The 22849-nt window shown below is 61.2% G+C and carries 20 protein-coding genes and 1 tRNA gene; 15 read left to right on the top strand and 6 right to left on the bottom strand.

The features are described from left to right. Positions 1–78 precede the first annotated feature (78 nt). Both sppA and GRI89_RS15620 read left to right on the top strand, forming a co-directional pair. Complete coding sequence (sppA, locus tag GRI89_RS15625) at positions 79–1983, top strand: signal peptide peptidase SppA (protein ID WP_159797589.1); 1905 nt, start codon at positions 79–81, stop codon at positions 1981–1983. A 53-nt stretch (positions 1984–2036) separates the two neighbouring features. Then, positions 2037–2111, top strand: a tRNA-Val gene (locus tag GRI89_RS15620). A gap of 137 nt (positions 2112–2248) precedes the next feature. Here GRI89_RS15620 and GRI89_RS15615 read toward each other — a convergent pair. Genes GRI89_RS15615 through GRI89_RS18080 form a run of 5 tightly spaced genes read right to left on the bottom strand, consistent with a single transcriptional unit; the run spans position 2249 to position 6475 of the window. After that, positions 2249–3277: a copper resistance protein B gene (locus GRI89_RS15615; protein ID WP_235913459.1), complete on the bottom strand. Its 1029-nt coding sequence runs from the start codon at positions 3275–3277 to the stop codon at positions 2249–2251. Next, positions 3277–5037: a copper resistance system multicopper oxidase gene (locus GRI89_RS15610; RefSeq protein WP_159797587.1), complete on the bottom strand. Its 1761-nt coding sequence runs from the start codon at positions 5035–5037 to the stop codon at positions 3277–3279. The genes GRI89_RS15615 and GRI89_RS15610 overlap by 1 nt, the downstream gene beginning before the upstream one ends. A 32-nt stretch (positions 5038–5069) precedes the next feature. Further along, positions 5070–5630 carry an RNA polymerase sigma factor gene (locus GRI89_RS15605; RefSeq protein ID WP_328598304.1) on the bottom strand — a complete coding sequence of 187 codons (561 nt, stop codon included), beginning with the start codon at positions 5628–5630 and terminating at the stop codon, positions 5070–5072. Between the two features lie 6 nt (positions 5631–5636). Beyond that, a complete protein-coding gene (locus GRI89_RS15600; RefSeq protein ID WP_159797585.1) occupies positions 5637–6068 on the bottom strand; it encodes a Spy/CpxP family protein refolding chaperone in 432 nt (143 codons plus the stop codon). Continuing rightward, positions 6065–6475 (bottom strand): hypothetical protein, encoded by a 411-nt coding sequence (locus GRI89_RS18080; RefSeq protein ID WP_235913457.1) that lies wholly within the window; start codon positions 6473–6475, stop codon positions 6065–6067. The genes GRI89_RS15600 and GRI89_RS18080 overlap by 4 nt, the downstream gene beginning before the upstream one ends. Here GRI89_RS18080 and GRI89_RS15590 point away from each other — a divergent pair. The 6 genes from GRI89_RS15590 to GRI89_RS15565 all read left to right on the top strand — a co-directional run bounded on the left by GRI89_RS15590 (position 6474) and on the right by GRI89_RS15565 (position 12064). After that, the gene (locus GRI89_RS15590) at positions 6474–7184 is read left to right on the top strand and encodes a DUF2231 domain-containing protein (RefSeq protein ID WP_159797583.1); all 711 of its coding nucleotides are present in this window, start codon (positions 6474–6476) and stop codon (positions 7182–7184) included. The two genes, GRI89_RS18080 and GRI89_RS15590, sit on opposite strands and share 2 nt — an antisense overlap. A gap of 57 nt (positions 7185–7241) precedes the next feature. Continuing rightward, the gene (locus GRI89_RS15585) at positions 7242–7670 is read left to right on the top strand and encodes a DUF411 domain-containing protein (protein WP_235913456.1); all 429 of its coding nucleotides are present in this window, start codon (positions 7242–7244) and stop codon (positions 7668–7670) included. An 18-nt stretch (positions 7671–7688) separates the two neighbouring features. Beyond that, positions 7689–8072: a hypothetical protein gene (locus GRI89_RS17850; RefSeq protein WP_201290952.1), complete on the top strand. Its 384-nt coding sequence runs from the start codon at positions 7689–7691 to the stop codon at positions 8070–8072. A 124-nt stretch (positions 8073–8196) separates the two neighbouring features. Next, positions 8197–8469: a DUF5676 family membrane protein gene (locus tag GRI89_RS15575; protein ID WP_159797579.1), complete on the top strand. Its 273-nt coding sequence runs from the start codon at positions 8197–8199 to the stop codon at positions 8467–8469. Between the two features lie 29 nt (positions 8470–8498). Continuing rightward, positions 8499–10730 carry a copper-transporting P-type ATPase gene (locus GRI89_RS15570; protein WP_159797577.1) on the top strand — a complete coding sequence of 744 codons (2232 nt, stop codon included), beginning with the start codon at positions 8499–8501 and terminating at the stop codon, positions 10728–10730. 89 nt (positions 10731–10819) lie between these two features. Then, on the top strand, positions 10820–12064 hold the full coding sequence (locus GRI89_RS15565; protein WP_159797824.1) for an APC family permease: 1245 nt from the start codon (positions 10820–10822) through the stop codon (positions 12062–12064). A 10-nt stretch (positions 12065–12074) separates the two neighbouring features. Here the strand turns inward: GRI89_RS15565 and GRI89_RS15560 are convergent, their stop codons facing one another. Next, entirely contained in the window at positions 12075–12491 is a 417-nt protein-coding gene (locus GRI89_RS15560; protein ID WP_159797575.1) for a MerR family transcriptional regulator, read from the bottom strand. Positions 12492–12563: 72 nt separating this feature from the next. On the opposite strand from GRI89_RS15560, the gene GRI89_RS15555 reads away from it, so the two are divergent. The 7 genes from GRI89_RS15555 (at position 12564) to GRI89_RS15525 (ending at position 22802) form a co-directional block, all read left to right on the top strand. Next, positions 12564–13331: a transglutaminase-like domain-containing protein gene (locus tag GRI89_RS15555; protein WP_159797573.1), complete on the top strand. Its 768-nt coding sequence runs from the start codon at positions 12564–12566 to the stop codon at positions 13329–13331. Further along, positions 13331–13966, top strand: a complete 636-nt coding sequence (locus tag GRI89_RS15550) for a cation transporter (RefSeq protein ID WP_159797571.1) — start codon at positions 13331–13333, stop codon at positions 13964–13966. The genes GRI89_RS15555 and GRI89_RS15550 overlap by 1 nt, the downstream gene beginning before the upstream one ends. 5 nt (positions 13967–13971) lie before the next feature. Next, the gene (locus tag GRI89_RS15545) at positions 13972–14409 is read left to right on the top strand and encodes a hypothetical protein (protein ID WP_235913452.1); all 438 of its coding nucleotides are present in this window, start codon (positions 13972–13974) and stop codon (positions 14407–14409) included. 63 nt (positions 14410–14472) lie between these two features. Continuing rightward, complete coding sequence (locus GRI89_RS15540) at positions 14473–15714, top strand: TolC family protein (RefSeq protein ID WP_159797567.1); 1242 nt, start codon at positions 14473–14475, stop codon at positions 15712–15714. An 11-nt stretch (positions 15715–15725) separates the two neighbouring features. Then, positions 15726–16901 carry an efflux RND transporter periplasmic adaptor subunit gene (locus tag GRI89_RS15535; protein ID WP_159797565.1) on the top strand — a complete coding sequence of 392 codons (1176 nt, stop codon included), beginning with the start codon at positions 15726–15728 and terminating at the stop codon, positions 16899–16901. Positions 16902–16947: 46 nt separating this feature from the next. After that, on the top strand, positions 16948–20211 hold the full coding sequence (locus GRI89_RS15530) for an efflux RND transporter permease subunit (protein WP_159797822.1): 3264 nt from the start codon (positions 16948–16950) through the stop codon (positions 20209–20211). Positions 20212–20327: 116 nt separating this feature from the next. After that, the gene (locus GRI89_RS15525) at positions 20328–22802 is read left to right on the top strand and encodes a heavy metal translocating P-type ATPase (protein WP_159797563.1); all 2475 of its coding nucleotides are present in this window, start codon (positions 20328–20330) and stop codon (positions 22800–22802) included. The last annotated feature ends 47 nt before the right edge of the window (positions 22803–22849 follow it).

Here is a 22849-nt window from a genome sequence, read left to right as displayed (position 1 = left end):
GCCGGTTCCGATTCGGGTGGCACCGCGCCCGCTGGACCCCTAAGAGACGCGAGAAAATCGATTTTCGAGGTTCCACGCATGAGTTTCGCCCGCAAGGTCTGGCATCTTCTCGTCGCCATCAAGGACGGGCTCAGCCTCGTTTTCCTGATCCTGTTCTTCTGGGCCCTGTTCGCGGTTCTCAACAATCGCCCGAGCCCGGCGGCGGTCCGCAACGGCGCGCTGATGCTCGACCTGAACGGTTCGGTGGTCGAGGAAGTGCAGAACGCGCCGCCGCTCGAAAGCCTGCTGAGCAGCGCCGTGCCCGACCGGCAGTACGCCGCGCACGACGTGATCCGTGCCATCGACGAGGCCGCCAAGGACGACCGCATCAAGGCGATCGCGCTCGACATGAGCACCTTCCTCGGCGGCGGCCACGTGCACATGCAGGAAATCGGCGAAGCGATGGACCGCTTCCGCGCGGCAAACAAGCCGATCTACGCCTACGCGGTTGCCTATTCCGACGATTCGATGCTGCTCGCCGCGCACGCCGATGAGGTGTGGGTCGATCCGCTTGGCGGCGTGGCGGTGCGCGGCCCGGGCGGCAGCAACCTATACTACGGCGACCTGCTCAAGCGCTTCGACGTCAAGGCACACGTCTTCCGCGTCGGCACCTACAAGGCGGCGGTCGAACCCTACATCCGCAACGACATGTCGCCCGAGGCGCGCAGCAACATCCAGCCGGTCGCGGACTCGATCTGGCAGGAATGGCTCGCCAACGTGAAGCAGGCACGGCCCAAGGCGCGGCTCGACTACCTCAAGGGCGACATGGTCGCCTGGGCCCAGTCGACGGGCGGAGACATGGCCCAGGCCGCCATCGACGCCGGCCTCGCCGACAAGATCGGCACCCGTGAGGAATGGGGCGAACGCGTCGCCAAGGTCGCCGGGGAAGACGAGTGGGATAACGGTCCCGGCGCCTTCGCCAACACCGACTACGACACCTGGATCGCCGACATCGGCGAAGGCGACGGCATGGGCTCGCTGTCCGGCAACAAGGCGATCGGGGTCATCACCATCGCCGGCGACATTACCGACGGCAATGCCGGACCGGGCGAGGCCGGCGCGGCGCGCATCGCCAAGCTGCTCGACGATACGCTCGACGACGACCTCGCCGCGCTGGTGGTGCGGGTCGATTCGCCTGGCGGCACGATAACCGGATCCGAAGCGATCCGCCGCGCGATCCTGCGGCAGAAGGCGAAGCGCATCCCCATCGCAGTGTCGATGGGCAACTATGCGGCGAGCGGCGGCTACTGGGTTTCGACCCCGGCCGACCGCATCTTCGCCGAGCCCACCACGATCACCGGCTCAATCGGCGTATTCGGCGTGATCCCCTCGTTCGAGGGCCTGCTCGCCGACTACGGCGTTTCGACCGACGGCGTGAAGACGACGCCGCTGTCCGGCCAGCCCGACATCCTCGGTGGCTTCACACCCGAGGCCGAGGCGATGCTGCAGTCGACTGTCGAGTTTTCCTACGGCCGTTTCATTTCGCTGGTCGCCCAGTCGCGCAAGCTCGCGCCCGAGCGGGTGGACGAGATCGGCCAGGGGCAGGTCTGGGACGGCGGCACCGCGCGCCAGATCGGCCTCGTCGACCAGTTCGGCGATCTCGACGCCGCGCTCGAATGGGCCGCCGGAAAGGCCGGTCTCAAGGACGGCGACTGGCACCCGCGCTTCCTCGTTTCGAAGCCGAGCACCTTCGATACCTTCATCGCCAGCCTGATGGGCGGCGGAAGCCAGACGCAGGGTGCCCTGCCGCGCGACCTGTTCGGTTATCTCGCTCGCCAGCAGGCCGAGCTAGACCAGCGCGTGCTCGGCGACCTCGGAACGCTTGCGACTATGCGGGGGCTGCAGGCGCGCTGTCTCGAATGCCCGGTGGCCGCCGCCGATGCGCGTCCGCGCAAGCTGTCGGCAGAGGCGCGTTCGCTGCTCGCGAGGCTCCTGCTCGACTGAGTCTTGTCAATGACGAGCACGCGTGGCAAAGGCCCGCCCCTGCCCAGAGGGGCGGGCGCGTAGCTCAGTGGTAGAGCACACCCTTCACACGGGTGGGGTCGCAAGTTCAATCCTTGCCGCGCCCACCATGATTTCAATGACTTAGTTGATCTCATGCAACCATGTATGAAACAAGTATGAAAAAGATCGATTGCCCTCCCAGAGTGATTGATCTGACTGGTGACAGTCCAGCGGGCTAACTGCGGTCGACCTTTAATGCGGGCGATCAGAACCAAAACCTCACGCCAACCACGTAATTCGTCGCGCTGGGATCTTCTCCGGCCAAACGCGCATAATCGGCGCTGCCGCCGACTTTCCATTCCTGTTCCACACCGACATAGGGCGCAAATTCACGGATAATCTCATAGCGTAGACGCAGGCCCAGCTCGGCGCTGTCGACCCCCGCGCCGACACCCAGTTCGGGAATGTCCTGCGCGGACAGGTTCAGTTCGGCGCGCGGTTGCAGGATCAGGCGCTGGGTAATGCGCTGGTCCAGTTCGGCCTCGATACGCGCCGTGACATCGCCACTAGTCGAGAGGAATGCGGCGGCATCGACCTCGAACAGGTAGGGTGCCAATCCCTGGACACCGATCACGGCATGGGTGCGCTCCGGTCCGATAAAGTCCTGACGAACGCCTGCTTGTAGATCCCACCATGGACCGATCGCATGGCTCCACAGCCCTTGCAGCTCGGCGCTCTCAAGTTCGCCGCCGAAGTTGCCTTCGCCTTCACTCTTGAACCAGAACTTGTCGAGATCACCGCCGTAATAGCCTTGCACATCCCAGAGATAGCCGTCCTGACCGCCACGCGCCCTATATTCGACACGATCGGCCTGGAACCAGTAGACTGGCAAGCCGCTGACTTCACGAGCGACCGCCGCGCGTGAAGCGGCCATTTCCTCTTCACCGACAAAAGCGTCCGCAGCATAGAGCGGCCCCGAAAAGGCTTCGGGTGGCGGTGGTCCTTGCGATATGTTTGCGCTGTTCGCCGCTGCCCCGCGATCCATCGAGCCGTGACCCATTGCGGCGTGGTCCATCGCCTGTCCGCTGGAACTTTCCGCATTGGCGTTTGGCGACATGCCCTGATGGCCCGATTGGTCCATTGCCTGATGCCCTGCGTGCGGATCGTCGGCGCTCTCCACCTCAACTGGGGCGGTTACCTCGGCGGGATTGGGACTGGAATGGTCGTGGTCCTGCGCCAAGGCCACCTGCGGCAGGACAATAAGCGGCAGGGACAACAGCATGGTCTTGGACATCAGCCTTCTCCCCCTTGCAGAGGTCGGACGGTTACCACCTGAAACATGCCGTTGTGCATGTGGTAGATCAGGTGACAGTGAAACGCCCAGTCGCCCGGCTCGTTCGCTGTCAGGTCGAACTGTGCGCTGCCCCCCGGCTGGACGACCAAGGTATGCTTCAGCGGCTGATGACCGTGCGGGGCATCGTTCACCAGCTCGAAGAAGTGGCCGTGCAGATGGATCGGGTGCGCCATCATCGTGTCATTCACGAGCTTCACGCGCACCCGCTCGTTGAAGGCGAAGCGGATCGGATCGTCAGCCACGGCAGAGAATTTCTGGCCGTCGAACGACCACATGTAACGCTCCATGTTGCCGGTGAGGTGGATCTCCTTGAGCCGAGTCGGCTGACGCATGTCGCGGTTCATGTTCGCCGCGACCAGCTGGCGATAGTTGAGAACGCGGTGACCTACGTTGTCGAGGCCGATGCCGGGGTCACCCATCCGATCCACCGGGTTCATAGAAACCATGTCCACGCCAGGTCCCACTTCGACGCTTGGAGGCAGCAACGACGTGTCGCGCATGTTCATAGCACCCATCGCTTCGCCCTCGGACGAAGCGCCATGATCCATCGCACCGTGGTCCATGGCTGCACCTGAAGTTCCATGGCTCATGCCCATGTCGGCCATGGTCAGCAGCGGCGGGTCGCGCAGCGGCGGCACCTCCGCCTGCGCGCCGGGCTGGCTCGCCAGCATGGCAATGCCCATGCCGGACCGATCCATTGCCTCGGCAACGATGGCGAAAGAGGCATCGCCGGCAGGCTCGACGATCACGTCGTAGGTTTCGGCATTGCCGATCTGGAACTCATCGACTTCGACTGGCCGCACATCCTGGCCGTCGGCAGAGATCACCGTCATCGGCAGACCGGGAATGCGAACATTGAAAAACGTCATGGCCGATCCGTTGATGAAGCGCAGGCGAACCCGCTCGCCCGGCTGGAAAGCGAACTCAAGCCCGTCGTCAGGTCCATGCCCGTTGATCAAGTAGCTGTAGAGCGGAGCCGAAACATCGGAGATGTCCGTCGGCATCATCCGCATCCGCGCCCACATGCGACGATCCTCGCCTGACAACGGGTAATCGTCGGTTGCTGCCGTTCTCTGGTAATTGAAGGGTGCTTCGCCGACCTTGAGCTTCCGCATGACTTCGTGCGGGTCCATTGGCGACCAGTCCGACAGCATGACCACGTAATCACGGTCTACCTGGTGAAGATCGCCACCAGCCGGATCAATGATGATCGGGCCGTAATGACCCATGGGTTCCTGCAAGGTATGGGCATGCCACCAGTAGGTGCCCGCTTGGCGGACGGGAAATTCGTAGCGGAAGCTTTCGCCCGGTTCGACCGCCGCCATGGTCACACCCGGCACTCCGTCCATCAGGAACGGAACGAGCAAGCCATGCCAATGGATTGATGTGCCCATCGAGCTTTCATTGAGAAGATCGACCACGAGGTTCTGCCCCTCGCGCAATCGCACCAGCGGACCCGGCACCGAGCCGTTGACCGTCACCGCAGGGCCACGGCGGTTGCCGGTTGCGAACCGCGCATCGGCAACGGTCATGGTCAGGTGTTCGCCGGACAGCACATCGCTGCCTTTGCGAGCCAGCGCCCCTTCGTGACTGCCGGTCGCCCAGGCCGGTATCGAATGGCCAAGACCAATCAGGCTTGCTGCACCTGCACTGGCAGAGAGGAACTTGCGGCGATCGATGCTTATCGGGTTCGTGCTCATGCCAACTGTTACGCAGTCTTTGCACACTCCCCTCAAAATCCGTCGAATTTCTCCCGCAAGCGCGCTCGCGCCCGGTAGACGCGGGTCTCGATCGCCTTTTCTGTAACCCCAAGCACCTCCGCCGCTTCGCGTTGGGACATTCCCTCCATGCTCACCAGCACCAGTGCTTCTCGCAACCTGACAGGGAGGCGCTCCATCGCCCGCTGGACCCTTTCCAAAGCCTGGCGATCCGCTGCGACCACTTCGGCATCTGGCTGATCGGCGGCAAGGTCGAAATCGAAATCGTTGCCAGCGAACCCGAAGAAGCGAGCTGCCTTGCGTCGCCGCAGGACATCGCGACACTTGTTAAGGGTTACCGTAGTGAGGAAGGCTACCGGTGGACGTTCAGGATCTAGCTTCGCGCGGGCCACCCAGACAGACGCCAAGGCGGACTGCACCGCATCTTCGGCTTCGCTCACCGACCCCAGCATGCGGCGCGCAAGCGTGAGCAATTGCGGGACTAGTGGCGTGACCAGCCGATCAAAGGCCGACCGACTGCCAGTCTGGACCTGTTTTACCAGATCGCGTTCAGCGGGCTGCGTATCTTTGACCACCGCCGTTCATTCGCCGGTGAGCGATGCTGAAACCTGCCTGTCGAATTGAGCCCGCTGCTCTTCAGTCAGCAAGCCGCGCATGGCAAAGACATGGCGCACGGTCGCCTTCTGCAAGTCACCCATTGCGGCGTGGACGTTGTCGATCGCCACGGAGACTTGCGGTCCGTATTCATGCTCCTCATCCATCGCGGCTGCGAGCTGCGCATTCGCCGCACGCAGGGATAGCTCCAGCTGGCGGCGTTCGATGGCGAAGTCGGCTTCCAGCTGTTCAATCGCCGCGGATTGCTCCGCATCAAGATCAAGCTCGTCGTGGACAAAGGCATGCAATCCCTGGCCATGTTCGCCGTCACGCCACTCTCCCGCTGCGAACGCGCCGATGCAACCGGCAGCTATCGCCAGCAGAACACCGGCCATGATCTGGAGAATGCCGAACTTCATGGTTCGACGTGAAGAAGTGCAGAGGGGGAGAGCTCGGCCCCGTCAATCAACTGATAGCGTGCAGCCTCGGCCGAGGCAGGAGCCTGCACTACGCCTATTCCCGTTCCGAGCCCGATAAATGCCATGCCAGCCATCAGGGCCAGGCGGCGGCGCTGGCCCGCAGCCTGCTCCATTTGCCCGGCTCGCAGCCACACACCATCCATGAAGTCGCCAGACAACGAGGGCGCTGCGACATTGCCGAGGGACTTGAGCGCCCTGTCCAGATGATCGTCATGGTGCATATGCAATTCTTCCCGTGTTTGCCCTGACATACGCATGCTGGCGCACCGCCCCTCAATTTTTTTGAGGGCTGGCGGCTCGTCATTCGTAGGACTGGTTATCTCGCCTAGCCAAGGGATGGCAAACATGATCGCAAGATTCCGACGACTGGTCCTGCCTGTATTGGCAATTGGCATCTCGATTGCATTGGCACCTCCTGTCACTGCTCACGAAGAACACCAGCAGGACATGACTGATGCCGAAATGGTGCAGATGGAGATGGGGCACGACGCTGACGCCGATCACCATGCCGGAGACGATCACCACGATACCGACATGCTTGACCATCACGATGGCGAAGCCGCTCCTGCAGTCGCACCAGCCGAAGCGAGTCTGACGCCAGAGCAGGCGATGGAACTGGCAATTGCGGAAAACCGCGCCACCTCTGCGAGCGACGTGCTTGGGCGGCTGCACCCGGTCGCCGCGCATTTCCCGATCGCATTGTTGCTGGCCGCAGCAATCGCCGAACTCATGTTGCTGGTGCGCCCCTCCACTGGCCTGGAGGTGACCTCCCGCTTCCTCGTTGCCGGCGGCGCGGCTGGTGCCGTAGTCGCTGCGCTCTTGGGATGGACTGCGGGAGGCTGGCGGCTTTCCGACCGATCAGAGACACTTGGTCTCCACCGCTGGAACGGGACCGCGATCGCCGCACTGGCGATACTCGCCACATGGCTCGCGTTCCGAAGCGAACGCAGAACCGCGCTTCGGGTGGTCCTGCTCGTTCTTGCGGTCGCTATCGTCGCCCAGGGTTACCTCGGCGGAGAAATGGTGTTTGGTCCCAACCACCTCGGCCTGCGTTGAATAGAACAGGAGATACTTCCCATGGCACGTTCACCCATCATCTCACTGCGTCGATCAATGGCTCCTGCTCTGCTTATGGCACTCGCGGCCTGCTCCAATGCTGCCCAGGCGGCGAGCTACACGATGTTCCGCGATCCGAATTGCGGGTGCTGCGAAGAGTGGGCTGATCATGTCCATGCGGGCATGCAGGCAGAGATCGCTGTGGAAGAGCGTTCGGACATGGGCGCGATCAAGGACCGCGAAGGTGTGCCTGCCGATTTGCGGTCATGCCACACGATGGTGGTCGATGGATATGTCATCGAAGGTCACGTCCCGGCGGCGGATATTGCCCGCCTCCTGCGCGAGCGACCGGAGGGCATTGAAGGTCTTGCGGTTCCCGGAATGCCGATCGGCTCGCCGGGGATGGAAATGGGTGATCGCACGCAACCCTACCAGGTGATCGCTTTCGGCAGCGCCGGTCGCAGCGTGTTTGCCAGTTACGAATAGAACCAAAGGAGAATGACAATGAAGCGATTGATTATGGCACTGGCTGCAGGAAGCATGTTTGCTGGACCGCTTGCCGCGCAAGACCAGGATACACCTGCCGCAGCCGAGCAGCCGCAGATGTGCGAAATGATGCACAACGGCGAGCGGATGCAGGGCATGATGATGCGCGGCGAAGATGGCACGATGACGTGCAAGATGATGGACCACGGACAAATGGAGCATGGCTCGATGGGTCATGGACAAATGGACCATGGCTCGATGGGTCATGGACAAATGGACCATGGCCACATGGGCCACGGACAGACCGCCCAACCCAGCGCGACCGAAGGTCAGACCGATGCTCCCCAGAGCGATCCTGCCCCGCAGGATCATTTGGCCCACGAAGGCCACACCCCCAGCTAAGTCGTCAGGGGACGGACATGGGGCGAGCGCCTGAAAATGAGATCAAGGTGCTCGCTCTCTCCGAAGAGCGGTTGTTCGGGCAAGTCCCTCACGCAGCCAAAGCAGATCAAGGGGGAGAAGAACAATGGCGAAGTCCGCAGTTGGCCAAAGCATCAGGACCTGGGGCTGGACGCTCAGCCTGTTCCTCCTGATCACCTACTTGGCCTGCATCGCCTTCGGCCTGGTTGCGCCTGAACAGATGCACATGCACCGAGCCTGGGCGCCACTCTTGCCGGGATTCGAGTGGTTGACCCTTTCCGGCTTCATCGCCGGAGCCGTGGGAAGTTTCCTCTATGGCTGGTATGCTGCACTCCTGCTGGTGCCGTTGTATAACCATTTCAGTCGCCGCGCCGGTTGAGACCGCGCGGAGTCGAGGAGCTCCCCGATATGGCTCACGATCACGATCACGATCACGAACACGCCGGGCATTGCAGTCATCACGCTGACAAAGATGCTTCAAACGACGGGCGTTACGACACCGTCCCCGAAGGATACCAGGGAACGGTATACACCTGCCCGATGCATCCGCAGGTCCGGCAGACGCACCAGGGTTCCTGCCCGATATGCGGCATGGGGCTGGAACTTGAGTCGGCCACAATGGTCGAGGAAGGTCCCAATCCCGAACTCGTCGATTTCACGCGCCGCTTCTGGGTCGGCGCTGTTCTGACCATCCCATTGCTGATCCTGACCATGGGGCCGCTGGTTGGCCTCTCCGGCATTCGGGACATCTTCGGGGAACGCGCTACGCTCTGGATCGAGCTTGTCCTCGGCACGCCGGTGGTGCTGTGGTGCGGCTGGCCCTTCCTGGTGCGCGGCTGGAACTCCTTCCGCACGCGTAATCTCAACATGTTCTCACTGATCGGCATGGGCGTGATCGCGGCCTATGTCTTCAGCCTTGTTGCGGTGATCACTCCCGATATTTTCCCCGACGGCTTCCGCGATGCGGAAGGCCATGTCGGGGTCTATTTTGAAGCGGCAGCGGTTATCGTGACGCTGGTCCTGTTGGGGCAGGTCATGGAACTGCGCGCCCGCGAAGGGACAGGCAAGGCAATCCGCGCGCTGCTCGACCTTGCGGCGAAGACCGCGCGGGTCATCCGTGCTGATGGCAGCGAGGAGGAGATCCCGCTCGAACACGTCCATGTCGGCGACCGCCTCCGTGTGCGACCCGGCGAGAAAGTGCCGGTCGATGGCGAAGTCGTCGATGGCAGGTCGTCGGTCGATGAAAGCATGATTACGGGCGAACCGGTCCCGGTCGAGAAAGTTGCTGGCGATGCCGTTACAGGGGCCACGATCAACGGCACTGGCAGCCTCGTAATAGAAGCCAAGCGGGTTGGATCGGACACCATGCTCTCGCAGATCGTCGAGATGGTGGCAGCCGCGCAGCGTTCGCGCGCGCCAATCCAAAAATATGCGGACAAGGTCGCCGGCTGGTTCGTCCCGGTAGTGATCGGGGTGGCCGTGCTCGCGTTCATCGCCTGGGCCATCTGGGGACCAGAACCCACCCTCGCCTATGCCCTGGTCGCCGCAGTAGCCGTGCTGATCATCGCCTGTCCCTGTGCGCTTGGCCTGGCCACTCCCATGTCCATCATGACCGCCACCGGCAGGGGCGCGCAGGCAGGCGTGCTGATCAAGAACGCCGAAGCGCTGGAACGCTTCGAGAAGATCGACACCCTGATCGTGGACAAGACCGGCACGCTCACCGAGGGAAAGCCAATGCTTGTGGCCGTCCTGCCCCAGCCGGGCAAGGATGAAGAGGAAGTATTGCGAGTGGCCGCATCGCTCGAACGCGGCTCCGAACATCCCCTGGCGGAAGCCATTGTGAATGGAGCCAAGGAGCGCGGCATCGCCATGGTCGAGGCCAAGGAGTTCGAGGCGGTCACCGGCAAGGGCGTGAAGGGCGAGGTCGATGGGCACGTGGTAGCTCTCGGCAACAAGGCGATGATCGAGGACCTTGGCTTGGCCGCCGGTGATCTGGTCGAAAAGGCCAACCAGCGCCGTGACGAAGGCGAAACCGTGTTGTTCGTTGCCATCGATGGCGTCATTGCCGGGCTCGTCAGCGTGGCTGACCCGGTCAAGGAGACGACGCCGGATGCGCTCAAGGCACTACACGCGCTTGGCCTGCGCATCATCATGGCCACGGGCGACAACGAGCGCACAGCCAAGGCTGTCGCCGCGCGGCTCGGCATCGACGAGATTCGTGCCGACGTCCTGCCCGAAGACAAAGCCCGCATCATTCGCGAGTTGCAGGATGGCGGGGCCAAGGTGGCCATGGCAGGCGACGGCGTGAATGACGCCCCGGCACTGGCACAAGCTGATGTCGGCATTGCCATGGGGACTGGTGCGGATGTCGCGATCGAAAGCGCGGGCATCACTCTGGTGAAGGGCAATCTCGACGGGATTGTTCGCGCCCGCCGACTTGCCCAGGCGACCATGGGCAACATCCGGCAAAACCTGTTCTTTGCTCTGATCTACAATGCTGCCGGCGTGCCCATTGCCGCAGGGGTGCTTTATCCGGTTATGGGCATGCTTATCAGTCCGATGTTCGCTGCCTTCGCGATGAGTGCGTCTTCGATCTCTGTTGTCCTGAACTCCCTGCGCCTGCGGACGGCAAGGCTGTGAAGGGATCGCACCAAAACCACAGCGCTGGTCAGCATTCGCACGGCGGATCAGAAGAAAAGGGAAGCATAACGCTCGGCGGCGCTGTCGCCATGGGCACTGGGGTGATGATCGGCGCGGGTATCTTCGCACTCACCGGACAGATCGCAGAACTCGCCGGACCATTGTTCCCGCTGTCATTCATCGCCGGCGCCATCGTCACTGCCCTGGCGGCATACAGCTACATCAAGATGTCCAACGCCTGGCCTTCATCGGGCGGCATCGCGATGATCCTGCAGAAGGCATATGGCCCCGGCACCGTAGCCGCTGCGGCTTCGCTGCTTATGGCGCTTTCGATGGTGATCAACGAAAGCCTCGTTGCGAGGACATTTGCCACCTACGCGCTGCGACCGTTCGATTTGCAGGACAATGGCCTCCTGCAGTCGGCACTCGCCCTGGCGCTGATCGTGTTCGCCTATCTCGTGAATGCTTCGGGCAATCGCTCGGTGAGCATGGTCTCGATTGTCATGTCAGCGATCAAGATCGGCGGCATCGCGATCTTTGCTGTCGCAGCCCTCTGGATGAACGGTTTTTCCGGTGGTGCCTTCGCCGAACCGACAGTCGGGTTCGGATGGTCAGGGCTTGTTGCCTCGGTCGCTTTCTCCATCCTTGCCTTCAAGGGGTTCACGACGATCACGAACAGCGGCGGAGAGATAGTTGACCCGCACCGCAATGTCGGGCGCACGATCATGATCGCCATCGGCATCTGCGTCGTGACCTACCTCCTCGTTGCAGCTGCCGTGGGAGCCAGTCTGGACATCAATCAAATCGTGGCGGCGCGTGATTACTCGCTGGCGGCAGCTGCCGAGCCAGCGCTTGGCCGCGTCGGGTTCTGGTTCACGATTGTCATTGCCATTACCGCCACCGCTTCGGGCGTCGTGGCGAGCGTGTTCGCCGTATCGCGCATGCTCACCATGCTCACCGAAATGAAGATGATCCCGCACAGCCATTTCGGGATGTCAGGCAGCCTGCGCAGTCACCTGTTGGTCTATACCGTGGTGGTCGCAGGAACGCTGGCGGTCCTGTTCGACCTCTCACGAATCGCTGCCCTTGGGGTGTTCTTCTACTTGGTCATGGACATGCTCGTGCACTGGGGTGTGCTGCGCTATCTGCGCAAGGAGATCGGAGCCCGCGCTGAGATCCTGCTTGCAGCACTGGCAGCAGATGCAGTCGTTCTTGGCGCTTTCACCTGGATTAAGCTTCAAAGCGATCCTAGCATCGTGGCGTATGCCGCAATCGGGATGTTCTTTGTCTTTGGTGGCGAGCACTTGTTCCTGCGCGGTCAAAAGGGGCGATAGGGCAATGGTCCTAATGCGCCTGCTGGCAATGATGGTGGTCAGCCAGAGATTCCAGGACGTAGCAGTCAGACGACTTCCCTTCGCCGTCACACCCTCTTGCAATGCGAGCAAGTTCCTTTTCCAGAGAACGAAGCTTCTTAATGCGGGCACGAACATCGCCCAGCTGCGCGGACGCAATCTCGGTGGCGGCCTCACAAGAACGATCGGGGTTGTCCTGCAATTCGATAAGGGATGAGATGGCCTCGATAGTGAAACCGAGTTCGCGAGCATGCTTGATGAAGGTCAGACGCTCGAGGCCCGCGTTATCATAGCGCCTTTGGTTTCCATGAGTGCGTTCGGGGACGCTCATGAGCCCAGTTTGCTCGTAGTAACGGATCGTTGGCACCTTCACATTGGTGCGCCGTGAAAGCTCCCCAATAGAATACATAAAAACCTCTTGAACCTCTAGTTACTAGAGGTGTTACAAGAGTTCGCACGGACAATCCAGGGCTTTAGAATTATGGACCGATTCCTCGCAGAGACCCGGCTGGTCGATTTTCGCGCAGCGCCCATCAAGGCGCTGATCGAGGAGCGTAACTGGCTGAGCCTCTCGGATTGGGATAAGATTGGCTCCGCCTATGACTTCGTCCGCAACGAAGTTCGTTTCGGCTATAATGCAGCGGATGCCTTGCCAGCATCGAAAATTCTCGCTGATGGATACGGCCAGTGCAACACCAAGGGTATCCTGCTCATGGCACTTCTCCGTGGGCTTGGGATACGCTGTCGTTTTCACGGCTTCACGATCGATAAGGCACTTCAAAGGGGTATCGTTCCAGAATTCGTTTACCCGCTCGCCCCCGCCAGAATCCTGCACTCTTGGGTCGAAATCGAATACCAGGGACGATGGATCGAGCTTGAAGGCTTTATCCTCGATCAGTCTTTGCTCACCGCGCTTCAGGATCACTTTCCGCAACGCTCGTCCATCTGTGCTTATGGTATTGGGACAAACTGCTTGCAGATGCCCGAAGTCGAATGGAAGGGTGACAACACCTACATTCAAAAAACAGGGATCAAGGCTGACTACGGGGTGTTCGACAGTCCTGATGACTTTTTCGCGGTCCACAGTCAGCTGACTGGCCCTCGCGGTCTTCTCTATCGCTTCTTTGTCCGTCACTGGATGAACCGACGCGTTGCACAAATGCGTGGCGGCATCATTCCTCAGATTCCGGGTGCTACGTCAAATGATGGACGCACAGTTCTAACCGGTCAGATGCAGGAGACCCGCTGATGCCAGGTTGTTGCGGCGAAGACACGAAATTCGACGGTGCGTCCGACAGCTACAAGCGGAGGCTCTGGATCGTCATTGCGCTTAATGCGACAATGTTTGTCGTTGAAATGGCAGCAGGGCAACTCGCAAAGTCGCAGGCCCTCCAGGCAGACGCGCTCGATTTCCTAGGCGATGCCATGACCTACGGCATTTCTTTGGCGGTGATAGGTGCTTCGGTCCGCGCACGTACAAATGCGGCCCTGGCAAAAGGGATCAGCCTCCTGCTCATGGGCCTTTGGGTGCTGGGCTCGACAATCTACCATGTCTTTTTTGTCGGCGCGCCCGAAGCGGAAATCATGGGTGCCGTCGGCTTCCTTGCCCTCCTGACAAACATGGTGAGTGTGTTTCTTCTCATTCGCTTCAAAGATGGCGACGCCAATGTCAGGTCGGTGTGGCTCTGCTCACGTAACGACGCGATCGGCAATGTCGCCGTAATGATCGCAGCTTTGGGTGTTTGGGGTACCGCCTCTGGCTGGCCGGACCTTGTGGTCGCAGCTATCATGGCGTCTTTGTTCCTGTCTTCAGCATTGCAGATTACCCGCCAGGCGCTTGCTGAACGGCGCGAGCACGTCGCCCAGGGTCATTCGGGAGCATGATGACGATGCGGCATTTCAAATATCATCGCGCGCTTGGTCTCTGCAGACCTGCGGCAGCCTTGCAAGTTTCGCATGGGCCGTCTATTTCGCAGCGCGCAATGTCGCGGAAACTGGGCCTCCTTTTTGCGTTGATCGCTTTGGCTTTCAGCAATGTGCTGATGGTTCCGGATGTGCATGCACAAGACACCGGCGCATTCGTCCATGCTGCGGACCACATTTTTGAGCATGGGCAAGATCATTTTAGCAGCGACGACACCGATTTCGACGAGGATGCAGTCGGGCACCAGCCGGTGCACCACCACAATTGCAGTTTTTCCCTCCCTGATCACGCAAGCGAAGCCGGAGCGGACTTCTCGCGCAGGGTGTCCCTTCGTGCCCCGCTATCGGAAAGCCCTCTAGGCTCGCGTGCCTCGCCGGTTTTGATCCAGCCACCCATCGCCTGACCCGAATGACGCTCGGGATGCCGTCGCGCATCCCTGACCTGCATTCCTGTCAGGAGAATTGTTATGCGGCGCATTGCGCTGTCGGTGGCTCTGGCTGCCATATTGTTAGATTCGTCGGTATTTGCCCAGGAGATCTTGTCTCTCGAGGAGGCGCTGGATCGCGCCGGAGTTGAATCCAACCTTCCCCCAAGTTCCCAGAGCACGAATCCTCGGGTCTATGGACCATTGGCAGAGGAAGAGGCTGCGCGCGCTGCAATCGCGCAGGCGCGGCTTCGTCCCAACCCGGAGCTTACCTTCGAGGCCGAAAACATTGCGGGCACTGGAGCGTTCTCCGGTCTGCAATCCAGCGAATACACTCTGGGTTTCGGGCAGCAGATCGAGTTAGGCGGCAAGAGAAGCGCTCGCATTGAAAGCGCCGAGGCATCGGCGCGTGTCGCCGGCGCGCGTCGCGAGCTCACAATGGCCCAGCTCGCGCTGACCGTCAGGGAGCGCTATGTTCAGGCGGTTGCCGCCGGACAGCGCGCCAGTCTCGCGCGCGAAATTGTAGAACGCAATCGCGAATTGGCACGCATCGCAAGAGCGCTCGTCGAAGTCGGGCGCGAGCCTCCACTGCGGGCAATGCGCGCCGAAGCGGCGTTGGCAGAAGCAGAAGCGGCACTGGAAACCGCCGAAGCGGAATACCTTGCAGCCAGGCAGGCGCTGGCTGCGCTCTGGCTGGCGGACGGAACAGCACCACAGGTATTCGGAACATTCCCGGAGCTGGCACCCGCACTTGCCCCAATGGACACTTCACTACCCTTGCACCTGCGGTTGGCCGGTGCTCGCGCCGATTTCGCAGAAGCAGAAGTCTCCCGCGAACGTTCGTTAGGGGTACCCGATCCGACCGTGATGGCGGGCGGGCGCCGGTTCGAAGACAGCAATGAGCAGGCGTTCATAGTCGGGATTACGATCCCGCTCCCGTTCAGCAACCGCAATCAAGGCAATATCGCTGCTGCCGAGGCTCAGGCACGTGCAGCACAGGCGGACGAGGCGATAGCCGAAGCGGACTATCGTCTCGAGTTCGAGCGAGCGCGGACCTTGTATCTCGCGGCAGAGAGAAGGGTCGAGACCTTGGCGGGGGCAAGCCTGCCTCAAGCCGAAGAAGCGCTGCGTCTGGTCGAGATCGGCTACCGCAACGGTCGCTTCCCGCTGATCGAAGTCCTCGCGGCCGCCCAAGCGCGCGACGCCATTCGTGAAAACCTAATCCAGGCAGAAGAGACACGCAGCCTCCTGGCAGCGCGTCTCATCTGGCTCACCGCAGAGTGAGGTCCAGCCCTATGAAACGTAATATCCTCATTGCTGTCGCTGCCATATTCGTGGCGACAGCTGCCACCTGGGCATTCTGGCCCGGCGATCCTGCAATGCATGCCGAAGATTCGCATGACGAGTCCGACGATCACGGAGACAACCATGACGAAGAAGGCAGTCTCCCTGAAGGCTTTGTCGGGATTAGTGATCAGCAAATCGAAGATGCATCGATCGAGATTGAATCCGTCCAGCTTGGTGCAGCCGTAGAATTGGTGTTTCCGGCAACGGTCGCCGCTGCCCCTAGTGCAAGTGCGCAAATCGATGCGCGCGCTTCCGGTGTAATAAGAAGTGTCAACAAGAATCTCGGGGATTTCGTCCGGCAGGGGGAGGTCATTGCAAGGATCGAAAGCGGCGAGGCGGCGACCCTGGCGTCCCAAGTTGCCGCAGCACGTGCGCGGGTTGACGAGCTTTCCGCGATTTATGACCGGGAGCTTCGTCTGTTCGAGGCCAATGTTACAGCACGTCAGGATCTCGAATCCGCGCTGGCCAACCTCCAGGTAGCCAGGTCGGAATTGGCCCGCGCGCAATCCGCGGTCGCAGCAGCTGGCGTGAGCGGTGACGGGAGGTCCTTGGCCGTTACCAGCCCCATTTCCGGTCAGGTAACTGCCGCACCTATAGTGCTGGGTTCGTTCGTCGCAGCCGGCGACGAACTGTACCGGGTCGTCAATCCCAATGGCTTGCAGGTCGAGGTGGCCTTGCCGTCCGCCGATGCAATCCGAATCCAACCTGGCGACGATGCCGTACTTTTGTTAGGCGAAAATCGAGAAATCGGAGCACGGGTACGTTCAGTCACCCCTGCTCTTGATCTGGAAAGCCGCAGCGCCACTGCTGTGCTGGCGCTGGCCAGCTCCGTCCCGGGCCTGCAGCCCGGTGCCTTCCTCCAGGCCCGGATTCGCCCCTCCGGCGAGATTGCTCATGACAGCATTTCGATACCCGAAGACGCGGTCCAAATCATTGACGGCCAGGAAAGCGTGTTCGTTAGGACGGAGCGAGGATTTCAGGCTCGTCCGGTGGTAGCGGGGGCGCGTTCCGGTGGTCGGGTTGTCATCGAGTCAGGTCTTGCACCCGGCTCGCGGATCGCCACTGCAAACGCCTTCCTCCTTAAAGCTGAACTCGAGAAAGAGGAGGCCGAGCATGGTCACTGAGAAACCGCTCGAGGCACAGTACTCCCAAGAGAAGAGCGGTCATGGGCTGATCGGCGCGATTCTCGATGCCGCAGTCCGGTTCCGTTGGGCAATGATCGTCCTGACGGCTGGGATCGCCGTTTGGGGAGCGTTCAACCTTTTGCGGCTGCCAATTGATGCCGTTCCCGACATCACCAATGTTCAGGTACAGATCAATACCGAAGCGCCGGCCCTGTCTCCTGCACAGGTCGAGACCCAGGTTACCTATCCGGTCGAAACTGGCCTGGCGGGGATAGAGGGCCTCGAAATGACCCGCTCGATCTCGCGCAATGGTTTCAGCCAGGTCACCGCAATCTTCAAAGAGGGAACCGACATCTATTTTGCGCGCCAGCAAGTGAACGAGCGGCTGGCACCGATCACCGCTTCTCTGCCTGGTGGTGCCGAACCGGTAATGGGTCCGATCTCCACAGGTCTCGGCGAAGTGCTCATGTACACGATCGAATACGAGTTTCCTGGAGGCGACGGCGCGCCCGTCGGCGGGCCCACCGGCTGGCAGAGTGACAGCAGTTTCATTACCGAACGCGGTGACCGGCTCGAGAGCGAAGTTGCCAGGGCAGCCTATCTTCGAACGGTCCAAGACTGGATCGTGGCCCCGCTCATGCGGTCGGTCGACGGTGTCGCGGGGGTAGATTCGATCGGCGGTTTCGAGAAGCAGTATCTCGTCCAGCCTGACCCTGCCCGCCTGACCGGATATGGTTTGTCGTTTAATGAACTGATCGACGCACTTGAGGCAGCAAATCTCGCCGAAGGTGCCAATTTCGTTGAACGTTCTGGCGAGGCACTGCTCGCACGCGTCGATGCGCGGCTAGGGAGCATCGAGGATATCGAACAAGCCGTGGTCACCACCCGCGAAGGTATCCCGATCCGGATCGGCGATGTGGCGACTGTCAGCATCGGTGGCGACCTCAGGACTGGCGCCGCTTCGCTCAACGGCGACGAAGCTGTGGTCGGCACGGTGTTGATGCGGGCTGGAGAAAACAGTCGAACAGTCTCCGCAGGGGCTGCCGAACGTCTCGAAGCGATCAGATCTTCGCTTCCCGAAGGCGTCGTCGCGGAAATCGTTTACAATCGATCTTCGCTTGTCGATGCAACGATTGCGACGGTTGAAAAGAACCTTGTCGAGGGCGCGCTTCTGGTGATTGCTGTGCTCTTCTTTTTGCTTGGCAATATCCGCGCTGCGATCATCGCCGCGTTGGTCATCCCGGTGTCTATGCTGATGGCTGCGATCGGAATGAACCGATTGGGTGTGTCCGGCAACCTCATGAGTTTAGGTGCTCTCGACTTCGGTCTGATCGTCGATGGCGCGGTCATCATTGTCGAGAACAGCGTTGCTAGGCTTTCCGCCCGGCAGCATCATGAAGGGCGTTTGCTCACGCTTGGTGAGCGCTTGGCCGAAACGCGCCTCGCCGCACAGGAAATGATCAAGCCGACTGTCTATGGACAGGCGATCATCCTGCTCGTCTATGCTCCACTGCTCACCTTTACCGGCGTGGAAGGCAAGACTTTCTCGCCCATGGCAATCACGGTCATGCTGGCGCTCGCATCGGCATTTGTTCTGTCACTCACTTTCGTTCCGGCAATGATTGCATTGCTTCTCAACAAGAAGTTGACCGAGAAGGAAGTGAAGCCGATCAGGATTGCCAAGGAACGCTATGGTCCCCTGCTGCGGAAGGCGGTTGCACGTCCTTGGCCCGTAATCGCAGGCGGGCTGGGACTATTCGCTTTCGCGGCATTAGTCTTCACGTTTCTAGGAAGCGAATTCACGCCTCAACTCGACGAACGCGATATCGCGGTTCAGTCGTTGCGCATTCCCTCGACTTCCCTGGAAAGATCGCTCGCCATGCAGCGCCGTGTCGAAGACCGGTTGGAGGAGTTCCCGCAGGTTGCCTTGGTTTTCTCGCGCACCGGCACCGCCGAGGTCGCGAGCGACCCGATGCCACCGAACGCATCGGACGCCTACGTCATCCTTAAACCACGGGACGAGTGGCCCAATCCGGACATGTCCAAGGACGAACTGGTCGCGGACATGGAAAGCGCGTTAAGTAGCCTGGTCGGAAACCTTTACGAGTTCAGCCAACCAATCGAGCTGCGCTTCAACGAGCTAATCGCGGGTGTCAGGGGAGATGTGGCGGTTAAGCTGTATGGCGATGATCTGACCGCGATGACTTCGGCTGCCAACGAAGTCGCCAGCGTCCTGCGTGAAATCGATGGATCCGCCGACGTCAAGGTTCAGCAGGTTGCAGGATTCCCGACCCTCGACATCGCTTTCGACCGTCCGATGATCGCCAGATACGGATTGACAGTGGAAGATGTCGCGCAGTCCGTCGCCATCGCGCTCGGCGGGCGACCGGCCGGCCTCGTCTTCGAGGGCGATCGCCGGTTCGACGTGGTGGTGCGTCTCGACGAAACCACGCGCGACGATTTCGACCAACTTGGAACCCTCCCGATCCTGCTGCCGAATGGTGCGACCGTGCCCCTGCGCAGCGTTGCCGATTTTCGGGTTGTCGATGGTCTGGCCGAAGTCCGCCGCGAACAGGGACGCCGTTTGGTGATCGTTTCGGCCAATGTCCGTGAACGCGACCTGGGCTCCTTCGTGGAGGAAGCACAGGAAGGCGTCCGTGATCAGGTCGAACTGCCCCCGGCGTCCTTCATCGAATGGGGCGGGCAGTACCAGAATTTGCAGGCCGCTCAGGAACGGCTCGGCGTCGTGGTTCCCCTGGCCTTCGCCCTTATCCTGTTGCTGCTCTACATGGCGCTCGGTGGATGGGTACCAGCCCTTTCGGTGTTCAGTGCGATTCCAATGGGACTGGCTGGGGGGGTCTTCGCTTTGGCGTTGCGCGGCATGCCATTTTCGGTCTCTGCAGCCGTGGGCTTCATTGCGCTTTCGGGTGTGGCGACGCTCAACGGGTTGGTGATGGTAACGGCGATCCGCCAGCGGCTCGATGGGGGAATGGCACTCGAGGATGCTATTTGCGAAGGTGCGCTGGTGCGCTTGCGCCCCGTTCTGATGACGGCTCTGGTAGCTTCGCTTGGTTTCGTGCCGATGGCGATAGCCACCGGCACCGGGGCCGAAGTCCAGCGACCGCTGGCTACCGTCGTCATCGGTGGCCTGATCACCGCCACGGCACTCACCTTGTTCGTGCTTCCGGCCATAGCTCGGCTTGTCCTGCACACGGATGAGGACAAACGAAGCTGGCGGGATAAATGGTGGGATCGCATTCGGCGCAATCTCACTCGGACAGAGCGTCGCGAGTGGTCTGAACTCACCTGACGATCATCCGCGCCTTCCGGAGGAAGCCCTTTGATTTCCTCCGGAGGAGCTGATCGTACCAGCGGTAGGATCACGGTCCAGAGCAAACGCTCACGCAGAGCAAAGTGAACCATTTGATGACAGAGAAGCTGAAACTCGAAATCCCGCTCGTTCTTCCCGATATTCCCGACGAACACGACGGGTGCGTAGAGCGCCTGTCCGCCAATCTTCTTGCACGACAAGGGATCGACCGCGCCCATGTTCTTGCCGCAGAGGACGACAAGCCGGCGCTGCTGTGCATTCACTACGATCCCGAAATCGTCTCCCTGTCGCGTATTCGCGATATTGCCCGGGCCGCTGGCGCTGCGATCGCGGAACGCTATGGCCACCTCCTGTGGTCGGTCGAGGGGATCGGTCATCAACGCAAGGCGCGTTCGGTCGGTGAACAGTTGCGCAAGTTGCCCGGTGTTGTGGAAGCGGGCGCCAATGCCGCAGGCACGCTTCGGATAGAATTCGATATGCAGCAGATCTCCGAGCGGGAGCTGGAGGAGGTCCTGGCCGGGATGGACGTCCGGCGAGAGCAGCATTCCGGCGCAGGGTCGGCGGGCGATGCGCATGCAGGGCATGACCACGGCGACGCTGACCAAGATCATAACCACGATCACGGAAATTTCCTGGGGCCCAACACCGAACTGATCTTTGCACTCGCCAGCGGCGTAATGCTCGGCCTCGGTTTTGCTATCGAGAAGCTGGTTTCCGGCACGCCGGACTGGTTGCCGACCGCGCTGTATGTCGCAGCCTACATCTTCGGCGGCTTCTTCACTCTGCGGGAAGTTTTCGACAATCTGCGGCAGCGCAAATTCGAAATCGATACCCTGATGCTGGTCGCAGCTGCGGGAGCGGCCGCGCTGGGTGCCTTTGCCGAAGGGGCGCTGCTGCTGTTCTTGTTCAGCCTCGGCCACGCGCTGGAGCATTACGCGATGGGGCGGGCCAAGCGCGCGATCGAGGCTCTGGCCGAACTGGCACCGCAAACCGCGCTGCTTCGGCTCGAAAACGGCAGCACCGAAGAGATCGCTGTGGAAGAGCTCGTGCCGGGCGATCTCGTCGTTGTCAGGCCTGATGCCCGCATCCCAGCCGACGGCTTCATCGTCAAGGGCACGACCAGCATCAACCAGGCACCCGTGACCGGCGAGAGCATGCCGGCGGACAAACATGCCGTGCCGGATGAGACGCTTGCCCGCTCCAATCCGCAGCAGGTCGATGCGGCGAGCAGGACATTCGCCGGGTCCATCAACGGCAGCGGCCTGATTGAAATCGAGGTCACGCGCCTTTCGAGCGAGAGCACGCTCGCAAAGGTCGTGAAGATGGTAAGCGAGGCCGAGACCCAGAAGTCGCCCACCCAACGCTTCACCGACCGCTTCGAGCGAGTTTTCGTGCCGATCGTCCTGGTGCTCGCGTTCGGGCTGCTCTTCGCATGGGTGGTGGTAGACGAGCCGTTCAGTGACAGTTTCTACAGGGCCATGGCGGTTCTGGTCGCGGCAAGCCCGTGTGCGCTGGCTATTGCCACGCCGAGCGCGGTCCTTTCCGGCGTGGCACGAGCCGCACGTGGCGGGGTTCTCGTGAAGGGCGGTGCACCGCTGGAGCTTCTGGGCTCGCTGAGGGCGGTGGCCTTCGACAAGACCGGAACGCTTACCCGCGGCGAACCGCAGATTCAGCGCATAGTTCCGGCGGAAGGTGTGACGGAAGCAGAACTGATGGCTGCGGCCGTCGCAGTGGAGAGCCTGTCGGACCATCCGCTTGCGAAAGCCATCGCCCGTGATGGTCGCAACTATACTGGCGAATACCCGATTCCCGAGGCGAACGATCTCAAGAGCATGACCGGCATGGGGGTTCGCGCGACGGTGGCCGGACAGGATGTGCTGATTGGCAAGCCGGAAATGTTCGGTGCCGAGGGTATAGAAGAGCTTTCGGACGAGATGGCGGTAGCCATCGAACAACTGCGCGAAGGCGGCTACACCTCCATGGTCGTGCGGCGCGACAATAGCGACCTGGGGGCGATCGGCCTGATGGACACCCCCCGCGATTCCGCGCGGAAAGCGCTCGAACAATTGCGGGCGATCGGCATCGAACGGATGATCATGATTTCTGGAGACCACCAGCGCGCGGCGGAAGGGATCGCCGCGCAGGTGGGCATCGAAGAAGCATGGGGGGATCTCATGCCCGAAGACAAGGTCGAGGCGATCCGGAAGATTCGCGTCGAAGCCAAGGTTGCGATGGTCGGTGACGGCGTCAACGACGCCCCTGCCATGGCGACCGCGACTGTGGGCATCGCGATGGGCGCGGCGGGATCGGACGTGGCGCTGGAAACGGCGGACGTTGCGCTGATGGCCGACGACCTGTCGCATCTGCCGTTTGCCGTGGGGCTTAGCAGGACGACACGATTAATCATCTTGCAGAATGTCATTGTCAGCCTTGGTGTCGTCGTCTTCCTTGTGCCTGCAACAATTCTGGGGCTGGGCATCGGGCCCGCTGTGGCGGTGCACGAAGGGTCGACTCTGCTGGTCGTGGGCAATGCTTTGCGGCTCCTGGCTTACCGGCAGAAGGTTCGATAAACGAACGAAGCACGATGCGGCCACTAGCAGCTTGTCGAGCATGTGAA

This window comes from Croceibacterium salegens, from assembly GCF_009827435.1.
Lineage (GTDB): Bacteria > Pseudomonadota > Alphaproteobacteria > Sphingomonadales > Sphingomonadaceae > Croceibacterium_B > Croceibacterium_B salegens.
The sequence above is the reverse complement of the archived record's forward strand: the minus strand, read 5'-3'. Positions and strand labels throughout refer to the sequence as shown.